This is a genomic window from Saccharothrix hoggarensis, assembly GCF_042678885.1.
Classification (GTDB): Bacteria; Actinomycetota; Actinomycetes; order Mycobacteriales; family Pseudonocardiaceae; genus Actinosynnema; species Actinosynnema hoggarensis.
Map to the genome: position 1 here is coordinate 1 of NZ_JBHTLK010000170.1, position 15,779 is coordinate 15,779.

Here is a 15,779-nt window from a genome sequence, read left to right on the forward strand (position 1 = left end):
GCGGCGCCGAGCAGGTCGCCGACGCCCACCGACAGCTGGCGGCGCGCCCGCACCTCGCGCGGCGACGCGTCGGTCGCCAACCCGGTGACGCGGAACGGGTTGCGGCGGTACAGGTCCGGCCCCGCCACGTCCAGCAGCCGCGTCACCGCGGCCTTCGCGCGGTCGGCGCCGGCGGCACCGCGCTCTGACAGTCCCATCAGCCCTCCCACGTCCGTTCTCCGCTTCCCCGCCACCACTTCGGTCACGTCACCGACCGTAGTGACGGCGGGTGCGCGCGAGGGGCCGGTGGCAGCTTCCGGCCGCGCCAAGGGGAACGGCGGTCGTGGTCTGCGAGCTTTGCCCCGTGACGCGAGGGAACGGGGAACGGGCATGACACCATCCACTGTGGACGGAAAGCTGGTGGCGGCACTCGTCGCCGCGCTCGCCGCCTCGGGTTGCGCCACCGTGTCCGGCACGGCCGTGCCCGCGAGCACCCTGGTGGCCGCGAGCACCCCGGTGGCCGCGAGCACCCCGGCGCGCACCCCCGTGCCGAGCAGCACCTCGGCCACGACGACCACCACCGCGACGCCCACGGCCGCGGACGGCGCGGACTACGCCGCCTGCGCCGACGGGATCTGCGAGGTGGCGGTGTCCGGCCCGGTCGACATCACGTGGGGCGGTTCCGCCGGGTCCGGGACGTTCTCCGTGCGGGAGGTGCTGCCGGACGGCGTCGAGTTCGACGCCACCCTGCCCGTGGGCGGCGGCAGCGGCACCCTGAAAGGCAGCTGCACCACGCTGTTCGTCGCCGGCGGCGGCGGCATGCTGTGCCCCGCCGAGCTCGGCGAGCCGCCGCAGCCGCGCGTCGGCGTGTTCGCCGTCCAGCTCGCCGGGGTCGGCGGCGGCACGGCGGTCCTGCGGCTCGTCAGCGGATGACGTCGACCCGGCGCCGGTCAGCCGATGCGGTACCCGACCTCGCGCACGGTCTGGATCAGCGGCGGCTGGTGCAGCTTGCGCCGCAGCTGCGCCACCATCACGTCCAGCACGTTCGTCGCCGGCCGCGCGAACTCGTCGTCCCACGCGTGCGCGATCAGGTCCGCCCGGCTCACCGCCCGGCCCGCGTTGGCCAGCAGCAGCTCCAGCACCAGGTACTGCCGACGCGTCAACGTGAGCAGCACCCCGCCCCGGCGCACCTCGCGCGTGGCGGAGTCCAGCTCCACGTCCGCGTACCGCAGCACGGCGGGCCGGTCGACCTCCCGGATGTGGCACAGCCGGCGCACCCGCACCACCAGCTCCTCCGCCGCGAACGGCTTCACCAGGTAGTCGTCGCCGACCTCCAGGCCGTCCACCCGGTCGCCGATGCCGCCCAGCGCGGTGAGGAACAGCACCGGCACCCGCAGACCGGCCCGGCGGCGGTGCCGGACGTAGTCCAGCGCGTCACCGCCGGGAACCTTGCGGTCCAGCACCGCGCAGTCGTAGGAGTTGACCGACAGCGCCTCGTCCGCGGCGGCCAGGTCGGTCACCGGGTCGACGGCGAAACCCGCGCCGCGCAGCGTGATCGCCACCGTGAGGAGCAGGGTCTCGTCGTCCTCCATCACCAGGATGCGCACCGCACCACCGTAGCCATGCCCCGCGGCCCCGTGCCGCACTTCCGGGTCACCCGGCGCGCTGGAGCAGCCAGCCGCGGTCGGCGGCCTTCGCCCCCGCCTGGAACCGGCTGCGCGCGCCGAGGCGGTTCATGATGTCCGCGACCATCCGCCGCACCGTGCGCACGGACACGTCCAGCCGCGCCGCGGCGCTCTCGTCCGTGCTGCCCGCGAACAGCAGCGTCAGGAGCTCCCGCTCCCGGCGCGACAGCTCGCACGGCGCGTCGGACACGTCGAACGCGGCCACCGCCTCCGGCCACAGCCGCTCGAACAGCTCCACCGCCGCCCGCACCACGCTGGGCAGCCGGAACACGGCCACGCCCCGTTCGGCGGGCAGCACGGCCGCGACACCGTCCACCACCACGGCATCCATCGGCACGTGCGGCAGCGTCCGGACCTGCGCGGGCGCGAGGCCGGGCGCGGCGGACCGCAGCTCGTCCGGCAGCAGCACGCGGTACCGCACGCCGCGCCGCAGGTTCGCGAGGTCGACCCGGCGCAGGGACGTCCCGCCGGCGGCCATCACGACGACCTCGGCGCGGGCCTGCGCCAGCAGCGCGTCGACCCCGGTCGGGAGCAGCGACGGCGGTTTCACCACCGACAGCGGTTTCGTCACAGAACACCTCCGATGAGCAGCGAGGCGGCGACGCCCCGGGAGTGCAGTCCGTCCAGTCGTTCCAGCGGCACGTGCGCGGTGATCACGCCGACCGCCGCGTCCACCGCCGCCTCGGTGGCGCCCGCGACGCGCAGCACGGCGTCCGCGCCGTCGCCCAGCGCCACGGTCACCGCGACCCCCGGCGCGGCGGTGATCAGCCAGTCCAGTGCGGTGCGGGCCGTCGCGCCGGGCAGCCGGAAGCAGGCCTGCGCGACGGGTCCGCTGTGCCAGAAGCGCCAGCCCTCGCGGACCTCGCGGTCACCGGTGACGTGCGCGAGGGCGGTGATCGTGGCGACCAGCTCGTCGTCGGCGAGCGGGTCGGCGGCCACGGCTCGCCGCCGCAGCTCCCGCAGCGCGCGGCGGGTCGAGTTGCCGAGCACCCGCACCAGCTCGTCGTCGTGCCACAGCTCCGGGGTGCGGCGCGCGTGCACCGCCACCCAGGCGCGGGGGCGGCGGATCTGCCCGCGGCCCGCGTGCACCACGATCCGCAGGTCGGGGCCGGTCAGCCCGGCGAGCGCCTTGGGTGACGCGATCCGGGGCCGCAGCACGGAAACCACCCCTCCGGGCCCGTGCACGCGGTCGCCGTCGACCCACGCGCCGGGGGCGACGACGTCCAGCAGCGCACCGCGCCGACGTCGCCGCACCCGGAACGCCAGGTACCGGCCGCACCACTCCGACAACCACCGCCGACGCCACCGCCCCACCGAGAGCACCAGCACGACCGCCGACGACGTCCACAGCGCCGCCGCGACGGGCCACGGCTCGCCGACGCCGACCAGCGCGGCCGGCACGGTCAGCTGCGCGCAGACGAACCGGATCGCAAGCCCACCCGACCCCGACCCGCCCGACGCAGGCCCGCCCAACGCGGCCCCGTCCAACGCCGCACCCGCCATCACGCCGCCACCTCCCGCCGTGCCCGGACCAGTTCCGGACCGGGCTCCACGCCCAGCTCGGCGGCCAGCAGGGCGCACGCGCGCCGGTACTCCGACAGGGCGTTGGCCCGACGTCCGGCCGTGTGCAGCGCCCGCACGAGCCGCGCCCAGGTGTCCTCGCGCATCGGGTCCTCGGCGGTCAGCGCGCGCAGCACCCCGATCGCGTCGCCGTGCCGCCCCAACGCCGTGTACGCGTCCGCCAACCGCTCCCGCAGGTCCCACCGCAGCTCGTGCAGCCGGGCCGCGGAAGGCGCGGCCGTCTCCGACCTCAACTCCTCGAACGGCCTGCCGCGCCACAGGTCCAGCGCGCAGGTCAGGTGGGTGACGGCGTCGGCGGGTGACGCGTGCGCGGACCGGTCCAGCAGCGACCGGGCCACGTCGGCGTCCAGCTCGCCCCGCTCGACGCGCAGGCGGTAGGCGCGCGGCCGGGCGTCGATCCGGCCCGGCGGCAACGCCCGCCGCAGCTGCCAGACGTACGTGCGCACGTTGCGGTCCGCCGACGCGGGGACGGCCTGTTCCTGCCAGATCTCGTCGATCAGCTCGTCTAGGCTCACCCACGCGTTAGCGTGCAGGAGCAGTGCGGCCAGGAGGGTGGCGGGCTTGCGGGGGCCGGCTTGCGGGCCGAGGACTCGGAAGATCACACCGGCAACGATCCGTCACGACACATGAGGTTTTGATGACATGCGGGTGATGGTGGTGGAGGACGACGAGAACCTGCGGGTGGCGGTCGCCGGCGCCCTGCGCGGAGCCGGGCTGGACGTCCACACCGCGCCGGACATCGCCACCGCCGGCCGGGCGTTCGCCGAGCACGGCTACGCGTGCGTCGTGTACGACCGGATGCTGCCCGACGGCGACGCCATCGAGGACGTCCAGCGGCGGCGCGGCCTCGGGTGGACGACACCCGTCCTGTTCCTCACCGCCCGCGACACCGTGGACGACCGGGTCGCGGGCTTCGCCCACGGCGGCGACGACTACCTGGTCAAGCCGTTCGCCGTCGAGGAGCTGGTGGCCCGCGTGCTCCGGCTGTGCCGCCCGACCGGCGCGGCCCGGCCGGCGGTGCTGCGCCACGGCGACCTGGAGGTGGACCCGATCCGGCACGAGGTGCGGCGCGGCGGGGTGCTGCTCACGTTGTCCGCCAGGGAGTTCGCGGTGCTGGAGTACCTGGCGTCGCGCGCCGGGCAGGTCGTCACCCGGACGGACCTGATCGAGCACTGCTGGGACGCCGGGTCCGACCCGGTGGCCAACGTGGTCGAGGCCGTGGTGAAGCGGTTGCGGCGCAAGCTGCACGGCCCGGACCTGATCCACACCGTGCACGGCCACGGCTACCGCCTGGGCACGTCGTGAGCGGCGGCGGGTCCACCACACCGGGCGGCCGGGCGCGGCTGAGCGGGTCGGCGGCGCGGCTGCGCTCGTTGCGGCTGCTGCTCACCGTCCTGTTCACGGCGATGAACACGGCCGGGCTGCTGGTGCTCGCCGTGCTGGTGCTGCGGGAGGACCGCGACCAGGGCATCGACGAGCTGGACGCCGAGCTGCACCGGGTCACGGCGGTGGTGAGCCGGTTGATCCGGTACGAGGACTCGCTGGTCACCGCCGACCTGGTGCTGGACCCGGTGAACCGGGAATGCCCGCGGTTCGCGGTCCTGCCCGGCGGCGCGGACCGCGAGTTCCGCGGCCACCTGAGCGAGAAGTCGTGCGTCGACGCGGACCTGACCGTGCTCAGCGGGTTGGCCGCGAAGGCCGTCGCCGAGGGCACGGTGACGGGTCCGGTCGGCGACCTGCGGGTGCGGGCCGAGCCGCTGCGCACGCCGGAGGGCGAGGTGATCGGCGCGATCGTCGCGGTGCACGACCTCGGCCCGACGCGCGCCGAGCACCAGGCGACGGTGTGGCGGGTGGTGGGCGGCTGCCTGGTCCTGGTGGTCGCGCTCGGCCTCGCCGGGCACGTGCTGGCGGGACGCGCGATCCGGCCGGCGGCGGCGGCGTTGGAACAGCAGGAGGTGCTGCTCGCCGAGACCGCGCACGACCTGCGGACACCGGTGGCGGCGCTGCGGATGCTCGCCGAGACCGCGATGCAGCACCCCGACCAGCAGGCGGAGCTGCTGCCGCGCACGGTGGGCCTCGCGGCCCGGATGGGCGGCATCATCGACGGGCTGCTGGTGCGGGCCCGGCTGGCGGCGGGCGTCGAGCAGCTGGCGATCCAACCCGTGTGGCTGGACCAGCTCGTGGCCGGCGTCGTCGAGGACACGCCCGCGCCGGACACGCGGGTCACCGTCACGGCCGCGCCCACGATCGTGCGCGCCGACCCGAGCCTCCTGCACCGCGCCGTCGGCAACCTGCTGGCCAACGCCCTGCGGCACGGTCGGCGCGCGGACGGCGAGGCGATCGTGCACATCACCGTCGCCGACGGCCGGGTCACCGTGGCGGACAACGGTCCGGGCATCGACCCGGAGGCGGCCGAGCGGGCGTTCGACCGGTTCACCGGCTCCGGCGCGTCGTCGGGGCTGGGCCTGTCGATCGTGCGGTGGGTGGCCCTCGCGCACGGCGGCACGCTGCGGGTGTTCAACGCCGACGAGGGCGGCGCGATCTTCGAGCTGAGCCTGCCGGTCAGCGGACCGTGAACGTCTCCCACGGGCGCAGGCCGGTCCACGGCGAGCGGTCGTCCATGCGGTACGCGAGGTAGTAGTTGTACTCGCCGGGCACGTCGAAGACGCGCTGGAGGCTGATCTCCTGCTCGGTCGTGCCGACCTCGTGGTCGCGCAGCTCGGGGAAGTGGTGCGAGTCGCCCGTGCCGAGGTGCACGGCCTCCACGGTCAACCCGCTCGGCGTCACCGGCCGGTCGGCGGCGAGTGTGATGTGCACCACAACTTCCTGCCCCGCCTTGGGCAACGCCGGCTCCAGTCGCAGGGACGCGACGAGCGTCGGTGACGTGGGCAGCCCGGCGAGTGGCACGTCGCGCTCGCCGCTCAGGGCGAGCGTGAGGACGAGCACCGCGACCACCATCGGCGCGCCGAGCAGCAGCAGGAACCGCGGACGAGTCAAGACGTGGACCGTTTCTGTATCGGGTGCCATACGCTACGTGATTGCAGACTAGGGGGTCTCAGACATGGGAATCACCGCGAGATGGCGGGGCCGCGTGCCGGTGGCCCTGCTCACCGCCGGGTGCGTCGCCGTCGTCGGTCTCGCCGTGGGAGGCGCGGCCGGCACGCCGAAGCTGGAACTGCTGCAGTCCGGGCACTGGGTGCTGAACTCCCACCTGGGCAAGGTGTTCCACATCGACGGCGAGACCAACCAGGTCAACGCCGAGGTCGCGATGCCGGGGGCCGACCGGGGCAGCCTGGTGGTGCAGAGCGACACCAGCGGCTACGTCGTGGGCCGCGGCAAGTACACCGAGTTCGGCAAGTCGACGCTGCGGGTCGAGGGGACGACCGCCGCGCCGACCGACCGGGAGACGCCGGTGGTGCTGGAGGTCGCGGGCGGCGCGTACCTCGTCTACCGCGAGGCGGGCCAGGTCGTCCGGCTCGGCGAGGACCGCGCGCACGTCCCGATCAACCAGAAGCTCGGCAACCCCGTCGTCACCGGCGACGGCACGCTGTGGCTGCACGCCACCGAGACCGGGAACCTGTGCCAGCTGCCCAAGGGCACCACCACGCCGTCGTGCCCGGCCGCGGTGCCGGCGGGCCACTCGGGCGGGTTGACGGTCGTCGGCGACCAGCCGGTCTTCGTCGACACGACGGCCGACACCATGCAGCTGGTCACCCCGGGCGGCCTCGGCCGGCTGAAGGAACTCTCCACGAAGCTCCCGGACACCACGAAGGTCGGCGCGGCCGACGTCACCGGTCGCGTGCCGCTGCTCGACCCGGCGGGCACGCTCTACCTGGTCGACACGGCGGACGTGGTCGGCGAGCGGCCCGCCGCGCGGGACGTCGTGGTGCGGCTCGCGCCGGGCGAGTACACCGGCCCCGAGTCCACCGGCTCCACCGTGGCGATCCTCGACCAGCGCGGCGGCACGCTGCTCACCTACGACAGCTCCGGCACCAAGCGGGAGTCGACGCCGGTGCCCGTCGAGGCCGGCGAGCCGCGCCTCACGAAGGGCGAGGACAAGCGCGTCTACGTCGAGGGCGGCGAAGGCCGCAACGTGCTCGTCGTCGCGCCGGAGGGCACGGTGACGCGGGTCCCGGTCGACGGCACCCGGATCGGCGGCTCCCGGACGCCGGAACCGCCGCCGTCCGAGACCACGACCACCACCCCGACGCAGGCGCCTCCGGTCGTCCCGCAGCCGACCGAGAACCCGCTGCCGCAACCACAACCACAACCTCAGCCGCAACCCCAGCCGAAGCCGCGGACGCAGGCGCCCGTGCCGCCGGTCGTCGTCCCGGCGAGCACGCCCGGCGCACCCGCCGGCCTCACCGCGACCCCCGGCAGCGGCCAGGTCGCCCTCGCCTGGGGCGCGGCCGCCGCGAACGGCGCGCCGGTCACCGCCTACCGGATCTCGTGGAACGGCGGCGGCACGACCGTGGCGGGCGGCCAGACCGGCTTCACCGCGACGGGACTGGCCAACGGCACGACGTACACGTTCACCGTGGTCGCGGAGAACTCGGCCGGCGCGGGTCCGGGCGCCACGGCGAGCGCCACGCCGAGCCAGCCGCCGACGATCACGATCTCGCGCGGCCGGACGGAAACCCTGAACGACGACTGCCGGGCGCCGGACTGCTCGCTGATCGTGATCGAGATGCGCGGTTTCGCGCCGAACACGGAGTACGAGATCGTGCCGCACTCGACCAGGTGGCCCGCCTTCAACTCCCACACCTCCCGCAGCGACGCCTCGGGGAACGTCACCACCGAGCGGTTCCACTTCGGCGGTGTGGGCCAGGAGGTCTGGGTCATCGCGGGCGGCGTCGTCTCGAACCGCCTGTACTGGGAGGACCGTTGACAGCCCCGAAGTCGACCCTGGCGTACCGGGCGATCGCCGACAACGTGCAACGCGTGGTGCGCGGCAAGCCCGAGGTGGTGCGGTACGCCGTGGCGGCGATGCTGGCCGAGGGGCACCTGCTCGTCGAGGACGTGCCGGGCCTGGGCAAGACCACCCTGGCCCGGTGCCTCGCGCGCAGCATCGGCGGCACGTGGAGCCGCATCCAGTTCACCCCGGACCTGCTGCCCGGCGACGTCACCGGCGTGACCGTGTACCACCAGAAGACCGAGCGGTTCGAGTTCCACCCCGGCGGCGTGTTCGCCAACGTGGTGCTCGCCGACGAGATCAACCGCGGCACGCCGAAGACGCAGTCGGCGCTGCTGGAGGTGATGTCGGAGCGGCGGGTCACGGTCGACTCGACGGCGCACGACGTGCCGCACCCGTTCCTGGTCGTGGCCACGCAGAACCCGATCGAGATGGAGGGCACCTACCGGCTGCCCGAGGCCCAGCTCGACCGGTTCCTGATGCGGCTGTCGGTCGGCTACCCCGACCTGGCCGCGGAGGTGCTGGTGGTCATGAGCGACGCCGCGCGGGTCAGCCCGGACGGCTTGGAGCCGGTGATCGGCGTGGCCGACCTGCGGGACGCGATCACCGAGGTCCGCGGCTCGCACATCGCGCCCGCGATCTGCGAGTACGCGGTCCGGATCGCGGCGGCGACCCGCGAGCACTCGGCCGTCCGGTGGGGCGCGAGCCCGCGCGGCAGCATCGCCCTGGTGCGCGCCGCGCAGGCGTTGGCGGCGACCGACGGGCGGCTGTTCGTCACGCCCGACGACATCAAGGCCGTGGCCGAGCCGGTCCTGGCGCACCGGATCGTGCTGACGCCCGACGCGGAGCTGAACCAGAAGCAGCCGGCCGAGGTCGTCGCGGAGGTGCTCGGCTCCGTCGCGGCACCGCTCACGGCGGGCTGACCGGTGCGGTTGACCGGACGCGGCGTCGCCGTGCTCGTCGTGGCCGCGGTGTGCGGCGCGGGCGGGTTCCTGGCCGGCTTCCCGCTGTTCCAGGCGTTGGCCGGGTTGATGGTGGGCGCGGTCGTCGCGGCGTTCCCGGTGGCCGCCCGCCGGCCGCCCGTCGACGTGCGGCGGGACGTCTTCCCGGACCGGGTCGAGCGGGGCAGGCCCGCGCTGGCCCGGCTGGCGGTCCGCAACGCGGGCGGCGGCTTCACCGCGCGGGACCGGTGCGGCGCGCACGTGCGCCGCGTCGTCGTGCGGACCGACGCGGTGCACCGCTACGAACTTCCGACGACGGACCGGGGCAAGCACACCGTGGGACCGCTGGCGATCGAGCGCGCCGACCCGCTCGGCCTGGTGCGCAACCTCGTGGACACGGGCGACACGGTGACGTTGTGGGTGCACCCCCGGTTGCACCCGGCACGGCCGTTCAAGGCGGGCTACCGCCGGCACCACCACGACGGTCCGACCACCGACCGGTCGCCGCGCGGTTCGCTGGACCTGCGGGAGGTGCGCGAGTACGTGCCCGGCGACGAGGTGCGCCTGGTGCACTGGAAGGCGACCGCGCGAACGGGCCGGCTGATGGTGCGCGACTACGCCGACCCCGACCAGCCGCGGTTCACGCTGGTGCTGGACACGCGGCACGCCAGGGCGTTCGAGGAGGCCGTGGAGATCGCCGCGTCGCTGCTGCACGCCGCCGTGGTCTCCGGGCGGCACGGCAGGCTGATCACGCCGTGCGGCGTGGACGTGACGGCGCGGGGCGGCGTGCTCGGCGCGCGACGGTTGCTGGACGAGCTCTGCGTGGTGCGGGTGCGGCCGGAGGCCACGTTGCCGACCCGTCCGCCGGGCGGGCTCGCGGTGGTGACGGCGGGTCCGCTCGACTCGATCGCGCCGCTGCGGCCGGACCTGGTGTTCTCGCTCGGCGGCCCCGGCGAGGTCGTCGGGGCGAAGGTGATCTGGGCGCCGGACGCGGAACGCGCCGTGCGGCGGTGGAACGAGGCCGTCGGGTGACCCGGATCGCGATCACCGGAGAGGGTGCCGAACGATGATCACCGCCGCGCCGCCGAAGCACGCTGTGCCCGCGGGCCCTGGTGCCACCGGGCCTGCTGCCGCCGGGTCGGCTCTTGCCGGGTCGGCGGGTCCCGCCGGTGGTTCGCCCGCGCACCCGGCACCGGTCGTCGCCGTGGTCGTGGCGGCGGTGGTCGCGGGCCTGCTCTTCGTCCCCGTGTTCGGGTTCTCCCTGCTGCTGCCGGTGGTCGCGACGGCGTTGCCGGCGCTGGGAGTGGCGGTGTGGCTGCGCGCCCGCGAGCGTGACGCGTGGCGTGCCGTGGCGGTGGTCGTCGCGGGGTTGGCGGGGCTGTTGGTGGCGCTGCGCCCGGCCGATCCGCTCGGCACGCTGGTGACCGGCGCGACCGAGTCGTGGCGGCTGGTGCTCCAGTCGACGTGGCCCGCCCGCCCCGATCCGGAGCTGCTCGCCTTCGTGCCGCTGCTGGTGCTGGCGGCCGCCGTGTTCGGGGCGGAACTGCTGCTGCGGCTGCGCGCGCGGCTCGTGGCGGTGGTGCCCGCGCTGGCCGTGGCGGGGCTGAGCCAGGCCTACGCGGCGGCGACCGGCGTCGTCTCGGTCGTCGCGGCGCTCGCGTTCGCCGCGTGCGGTGCGGTGCTCGTCGCCCGGGGCGTCCCGTGGGTGGCCGTCGCGCTCGGCGTCGTCGGCGCCGTGGTCCTGGGCACCGTGCCGTCGGGCACGCCGTTGTCCTTGCGCACCAACGAGTACGCGCCGCTCGACGTGCCCCGCGTGGCGAGCCCGCTCGGCGAGCTGGCGTCCCGGCTGGCGCAGCCGGACACCCCGGTGTTCGAGTACACGTCGTCCGATCGGGTGGACCGGTGGCCGATCGCGGTGCTCGACCGGTTCGACGGCGTGACCTGGCACCCGGGCGGAGAGCTGAGGCGGATGGGCGCCGGCCTGCCGCCGACCGGGTTGCCGTCCACCGGGCCGGTGCCGGCCGAGCGCTCGGCGCGGATCACGTTGCGCGGCCTGGACGGCCCGTGGCTGCCCAGCCAGACGTGGCCCGCCGCGGTCGACGGCGTCGACGCGCTCGTCGACCCGGAGCGGGGAACGCTGTTCACCCAGCGACCGGCGACCGCGTACACGCTGAGGTGGTGGGAGCCGACCGTCGACGAGGCCGGGTTGCGGGCCAGGGCGATGGACCCGCGGGCGCCGGGCGGCATGGGGTCCGTCGGCGAGGCGCCGCCCGCGGTCCACGCGCTGGCCAAGGACGCGGTGCGGGACATGCGGTCGTCGTTCCAGACCGCGATGGTGCTGGAGAAGTACCTGCGGGACAACTACGAGCTCGTGACCGACGGCGCGATGCCGGTCGGCCACGGCTGGCCGCAGCTGGAGCGGTTCCTGCTCACCGACAAGCGGGGCACCAGCGAGCAGTTCGCCGCCGCGTACGTGGCGCTGGCCCGGTTGCGCGGCATCCCGGCCCGGCTCGTGGTCGGGTTCGCCGCGCCCGAGAGCGGCACGGTGGTGCGCAACCGGGACGCGCTCGCGTGGCCGGAGGTGGCGGTCGAGGGCGTCGGCTGGGTGGCGCTGGACCCGACGGGGTGGACGCGCGGGTCGTCCGACGGGACGGGGCTGGGCGACGTGACCGAGCGGGAGCGGGAGAACCTGCCCCCGGTGGAGGACCTGCCCGATCCCGAGCTGCCGCCGACCGCGCCCGGACCGCCGCCCGGCACCGGGCCGTTCCCGTGGCCGGCGTTGCTCGTGGCGCTCGCCCTGCTCACGATCGGGTGGTTCCTGGCGGCGCCCGTGGTGGTGGCCGTGCGGTCGCGCCGGCGTCGCCGGTCCGGCACGGTCGCCGACGCGTGGGCCGAGGTGCGCGACCGGTTGCGCCGGCACGGTGTGGCGGTGACGGCGGCGATGACCGTGCGAGACGTCGCCGCCGCCGCGCGTCCCGTGGTCGACAGGTCCACTGTGGACGCCCTGGGCGGGCTTGCGGTGGCGGTGGACGCCACGATGTGGTCGGGTGCCGGGGTGGACGCGCGCGCGCAGGCGTGGGCGGCCGTGGACGCGGTCCGTTCGGGGCTGGCGCGCAGGCCGGTCAAGGCACGGCTCCGGGCGCTGTTCCGCTACTGAGAGCGGCGCGGCGGTCGTGCCCCGGCTTGACAGGCAAGTGGGGACTTGCCTATAACTGTGGAGGTGGACGCTGACCCCGACCTGTTCAAGGCGATCGGTGACGCGACGCGACGCGCCATCTTGGACGAGCTGACCGACCGGGACGGTCAGACGTTGTTCGAGATCTGCGGTCGGTTGGCCATGAAGCACGGCTTGGCGTCCACGCGCCAGGCCATCTCGCAGCACCTCGCGGTGCTCGAACAAGCCGGCCTGGTGCGCACCAGGCGGCAAGGCCGGTACAAGTTCCACCACCTCGACACCAGCCCGCTGCGGTCGATCGTCGAGCGGTGGCCCATCGACCGAGAGGCACCGAACCCGTGATCCGCATCAACCTCACCAGCGTCTACGTGGACGACCAGGCCAAGGCGCTGGCGTTCTACACCGAGAAGCTGGGGTTCATCAAGAAGACCGACGAGCCCGCCGGCGGCGCCCGCTGGCTCACCGTCGTGTCCCCCGCCGACCCGGACGGCGTGGAGCTGCTGCTGGAGCCGGCCGGCCACCCGGCGGCGGTCACGTTCAAGGAGGCCCTGGTCGGTGACGGCATCCCGTTCACCCAGTTCGCCGTCGACGACGTGCACGCCGAGGTCGAGCGGCTCAAGGCGCTGGGGGTCGAGTTCACCCAGGAGGCGACCGACTACGGCCCCGTCGTCGTCGCCGTCTTCGACGACACCTGCGGCAACCTGATCCAGATCGCCGCGATGAAGTAGGCGCCCTTCAGGCGGTCGTACTCACGCGGGCGGCTTCACGCGGGCGGCTTCACGCGGGCGGTTTGACGCAGGTGGCCTCGCGGATTCCCTTGGGCGCGCTGGCGTACGAGCGGTAGCCGTCGGTGCCGTGCACCTCGAAGCAGTAGCGTCGGCCGGGTTCGACCGGGATCTCCATGGTGAGGTCGCGCAGCTCGACCGTGCGGCTGTTGGGCTGCCCCTCGGGCGCCACGATCACCAGGTAGTCGAGGTCGACCGAACTGCGCCAGGTGAGCACGACGTGGTCCACCTTGTCGACCGCGTCCACGATCTCGATCTGCACGGCGTCGGCCTGGGGCGCGCTCACCGTCGGCGGCGTGGGTGGTGGGGCGGGCGGGTCCTCGCTCAGCAGCAGGAACGGCGCGGCGGCGAACAGCGCCAGCGCGCCCACGATCCCCGCTGCCACGCCGAGCTTCCCGCTGCGGTCCTTCTTGTCGCCCGGCTTGACCTCGGCCAGCGGCAACCGCACCGGCGGTGCGGGCGGGACGGCGAAGTAGTCGGGAGGTGACGCGCCCGAGACCGGCCCACCGGTCATCGACGGCAAAGGCACGCCGCCAGGCCGACCCGGTTCCGACCCCGAACCGCCGGCAGGCGAACCGGGCAGCACCACACCGGGCGAACCGCCGGACGAGCCACCGCCGGACGAGCCACCGGTGGGCAGACCGGGTTCCGCCGCCCCGGACCACCCGACGGACGACCCACCAGGCGTCACACCGGTCGAACCGGCGGGTGAGCTCTCGGCGGGCGAACCAGGCGCACCGGCAAGTGCACCGGGCGAACCTGCGGGCAGGCCGGCGGAAGGCGAACCGGGCGACTCGGCGTGCCCACCGGGCGAACCCGCCGGCGGGCCGGCGGAAGGCGGATCAGGCGTGCCGGGCGAACCTGCGGGTGGGCCGGCGAAAGGCGATCCGGGTGCGCCGGGCAGCGTCACGCCGGACCCCGCCGGGCCGGACACAGTCGGGCCAGGGACCACAGGACCGGACACCACCGGGCCGGACACCGCCGGATAGGCGCCCAAGGGCGCGAAAGCGGAAGGCGGGGTGGCGTCGGCGAAGTCGTCGAACCCCGAGCCGGCCACACGTGACAGCTGGGCCGCCGCGTCGGTGGGCCGGGCGTCGGGGTCGGGTGACAGCAAGGCGCGGACCAGGTCCGCCAGACCCGGCGGCACGTCCGGGCGGTCCACGTCGGGCACGGGGGCGTGCAGCACGCGCAGCAGGTGCTGCTCCGCCAACTCCCCCATCCGCGCCGGGTGCGGGACGTGGCCGGTCAGGGCCAGGAACAGCACCGCGCCCAGCCCGTACAGGTCGGTGCGGGCGTCGCGTACTGCCTCGCGGATCGTCTCCGGCGCGGCGAAGTCGACCGGCGGGTCCGCCGGGAACGCGGTCCGCGCCACCAGCCCGCCGTCGGCCAGCACGGTCTCGCCGGTGGCCCGGATCAGCACGTTGGACGCGGTCACGCCGCCGTGGACGAGACCGAGCGCGTGGGCCGCCGCCAAGGCCTCCGCCAGCACCAGCCCCAGGTCCAGCACCTCGGCGATCGGCAGCGGGCCGTCGCGGCGCACCCGGTCGGCCAGGGAGTGGCCGCACAGCTCGCAGCACACGGCCGTCACGCCGTCGGCCAGCTCCTCCACCCCGTGCACCAGCCGGGTGAACGGCACCCGCCGCCACGCGGCGATCTCGCGTTCCAGCGCGGCCCTGGTCCGACGGTCCAACGCCGCCGGGAACACCTTGAAAGCGGCGCCGCGGCCCGCGTACACCGACGTCGTCGGACCGCTGCCCAGCGGGACGAGGTGGTTGCCGTGAGTGTTGGCCATCGCGGTCCTCATTGTGCCCACGGTGCCGCAACGCGTCCACCCGCCCGGTCCTGTGTCCGGTAGCTGCCGCGACCGCTCCACGGGCGCCGCCGCCGGCCCAGGGTGACGCGCATGAACACCACAGGGCTGGTGCGGGTGACCATCGCCGCACCGCACCGGCGCGTCGACCTGGCGCTGCCCGAGCACTCGTCGGTGGCGGAGGTGCTGCCGGGGCTGATCCGGCACGCGGGCGAGCCGCCGGGCGACGACTGCTGGCTGCTGCGCGTGCCGGACGGCACGGCGCTGGAACCGGGCCGCACGCTGGCCGCGCACCGGGTCCGCGACGGCGAGGTGCTGCACCTCGCGCACCGCACGACCGAGTGGCCCGAGCTCGAGTACGACGACCTGGTGGACGTGATCGCGTCCGGCCTGGGCCGCACGTGGGGCCCGCGGCACACCCGGCTGGCGGGGCTGGTGGCGGGCGACGCGCTGGTGCTGCTCGGCCTGGTGCCGTTGGCGCGCCTGGGATCGCCGTGGTGGTCGTGGGGTGTGGCGGCGGTGCTGCTGCTGGCCGGTGTGGTGCTGGCGCGGGCCTTCGGCGACACGGGGGCGGGTGCGGCGGTGGCCGTGCCGGCGTTGCCGTTCGCGGGCCTCGGCGCGGTGCTGCTGCTCGGCACGGACCACGGCCTGGGCGCGCCGCACGTGCTGTCGGCGTGCTCGGCGGTGCTGGTGGCGGCGGTGGTGGCGTTCCTCGGGGTGGCGGACCACGCGGTGTGCATCACCGGCGCGACCACGGCCTCGCTGCTCGGCACGGCGGGCGCGTGGCTGGCGTTCCTCGACGCGCTGGACGGGGTCGAGGCGGCGGCGGTCGTGGCGGGCGGGGTACTGGTCTTCTCGCCGCCAGCACGCGCACGCTGCGCCCGAGCCAGAGGCGGCCGTCCACCTCCCGC

The 15,779-nt window shown here is 75.1% G+C and carries 17 protein-coding genes; 10 read left to right on the plus strand and 7 right to left on the minus strand.

The window, feature by feature from the left end:
- A partial coding sequence (locus tag ACFQ3T_RS26020) for a hypothetical protein (RefSeq protein WP_380726826.1) occupies positions 1-197 on the minus strand: 197 nt, incomplete at its 3' end.
- Between the two features lie 172 nt (positions 198-369).
- Here ACFQ3T_RS26020 and ACFQ3T_RS26025 point away from each other — a divergent pair.
- Entirely contained in the window at positions 370-912 is a 543-nt protein-coding gene (locus ACFQ3T_RS26025; RefSeq protein ID WP_380726828.1) for a hypothetical protein, read from the plus strand.
- A 17-nt stretch (positions 913-929) separates the two neighbouring features.
- On the opposite strand, the gene ACFQ3T_RS26030 is transcribed toward ACFQ3T_RS26025, so the two are convergent.
- From ACFQ3T_RS26030 to ACFQ3T_RS26045, 4 genes are read right to left on the minus strand one after another with little or no spacing between them, the layout of a single operon-like run.
- Positions 930-1,586 carry a response regulator transcription factor gene (locus ACFQ3T_RS26030; protein ID WP_380726830.1) on the minus strand — a complete coding sequence of 219 codons (657 nt, stop codon included), beginning with the start codon at positions 1,584-1,586 and terminating at the stop codon, positions 930-932.
- Positions 1,587-1,632: 46 nt separating this feature from the next.
- Positions 1,633-2,235: a helix-turn-helix transcriptional regulator gene (locus ACFQ3T_RS26035; protein ID WP_380726832.1), complete on the minus strand. Its 603-nt coding sequence runs from the start codon at positions 2,233-2,235 to the stop codon at positions 1,633-1,635.
- A complete protein-coding gene (locus tag ACFQ3T_RS26040; RefSeq protein WP_380726858.1) occupies positions 2,232-3,167 on the minus strand; it encodes a type VII secretion protein EccE in 936 nt (311 codons plus the stop codon). The genes ACFQ3T_RS26035 and ACFQ3T_RS26040 overlap by 4 nt, the downstream gene beginning before the upstream one ends.
- Positions 3,167-3,847, minus strand: a complete 681-nt coding sequence (locus tag ACFQ3T_RS26045) for an AfsR/SARP family transcriptional regulator (protein WP_380726834.1) — start codon at positions 3,845-3,847, stop codon at positions 3,167-3,169. Before ACFQ3T_RS26045 ends, ACFQ3T_RS26040 begins: the two co-directional genes overlap by 1 nt.
- A gap of 40 nt (positions 3,848-3,887) precedes the next feature.
- Here ACFQ3T_RS26045 and ACFQ3T_RS26050 point away from each other — a divergent pair, with 40 nt between their 5' ends.
- Both ACFQ3T_RS26050 and ACFQ3T_RS26055 read left to right on the plus strand, forming a co-directional pair.
- A complete protein-coding gene (locus tag ACFQ3T_RS26050) occupies positions 3,888-4,550 on the plus strand; it encodes a response regulator transcription factor (RefSeq protein WP_380726836.1) in 663 nt (220 codons plus the stop codon).
- Positions 4,547-5,821 carry a sensor histidine kinase gene (locus tag ACFQ3T_RS26055; RefSeq protein WP_380726838.1) on the plus strand — a complete coding sequence of 425 codons (1,275 nt, stop codon included), beginning with the start codon at positions 4,547-4,549 and terminating at the stop codon, positions 5,819-5,821. Before ACFQ3T_RS26050 ends, ACFQ3T_RS26055 begins: the two co-directional genes overlap by 4 nt.
- On the opposite strand, the gene ACFQ3T_RS26060 is transcribed toward ACFQ3T_RS26055, so the two are convergent.
- Positions 5,808-6,242 (minus strand): hypothetical protein, encoded by a 435-nt coding sequence (locus tag ACFQ3T_RS26060; protein WP_380726840.1) that lies wholly within the window; start codon positions 6,240-6,242, stop codon positions 5,808-5,810. The genes ACFQ3T_RS26055 and ACFQ3T_RS26060 overlap by 14 nt on opposite strands.
- A gap of 64 nt (positions 6,243-6,306) precedes the next feature.
- Between ACFQ3T_RS26060 and ACFQ3T_RS26065 the strand changes: the two genes are divergently transcribed.
- The 6 genes from ACFQ3T_RS26065 to ACFQ3T_RS26090 all read left to right on the plus strand — a co-directional run bounded on the left by ACFQ3T_RS26065 (position 6,307) and on the right by ACFQ3T_RS26090 (position 13,001).
- Positions 6,307-8,133, plus strand: a complete 1,827-nt coding sequence (locus tag ACFQ3T_RS26065) for a fibronectin type III domain-containing protein (protein ID WP_380726842.1) — start codon at positions 6,307-6,309, stop codon at positions 8,131-8,133.
- Entirely contained in the window at positions 8,130-9,080 is a 951-nt protein-coding gene (locus ACFQ3T_RS26070; RefSeq protein WP_380726844.1) for an AAA family ATPase, read from the plus strand. Before ACFQ3T_RS26065 ends, ACFQ3T_RS26070 begins: the two co-directional genes overlap by 4 nt.
- Positions 9,081-9,083: 3 nt before the next feature.
- Positions 9,084-10,130, plus strand: a complete 1,047-nt coding sequence (locus ACFQ3T_RS26075) for a DUF58 domain-containing protein (RefSeq protein WP_380726846.1) — start codon at positions 9,084-9,086, stop codon at positions 10,128-10,130.
- 34 nt (positions 10,131-10,164) lie between these two features.
- On the plus strand, positions 10,165-12,255 hold the full coding sequence (locus ACFQ3T_RS26080) for a transglutaminaseTgpA domain-containing protein (RefSeq protein WP_380726848.1): 2,091 nt from the start codon (positions 10,165-10,167) through the stop codon (positions 12,253-12,255).
- 63 nt (positions 12,256-12,318) lie between these two features.
- Positions 12,319-12,615: an ArsR/SmtB family transcription factor gene (locus tag ACFQ3T_RS26085; RefSeq protein ID WP_380726850.1), complete on the plus strand. Its 297-nt coding sequence runs from the start codon at positions 12,319-12,321 to the stop codon at positions 12,613-12,615.
- On the plus strand, positions 12,612-13,001 hold the full coding sequence (locus ACFQ3T_RS26090; RefSeq protein WP_380726852.1) for a VOC family protein: 390 nt from the start codon (positions 12,612-12,614) through the stop codon (positions 12,999-13,001). Before ACFQ3T_RS26085 ends, ACFQ3T_RS26090 begins: the two co-directional genes overlap by 4 nt.
- A gap of 49 nt (positions 13,002-13,050) precedes the next feature.
- Here the strand turns inward: ACFQ3T_RS26090 and ACFQ3T_RS26095 are convergent, their stop codons facing one another.
- Positions 13,051-14,850: a serine/threonine protein kinase gene (locus ACFQ3T_RS26095; RefSeq protein ID WP_380726854.1), complete on the minus strand. Its 1,800-nt coding sequence runs from the start codon at positions 14,848-14,850 to the stop codon at positions 13,051-13,053.
- Positions 14,851-14,961: 111 nt separating this feature from the next.
- Between ACFQ3T_RS26095 and ACFQ3T_RS26100 the strand changes: the two genes are divergently transcribed.
- The coding region (locus ACFQ3T_RS26100) for an EsaB/YukD family protein (protein WP_380726856.1) at positions 14,962-15,779 on the plus strand (818 nt) is incomplete at its 3' end.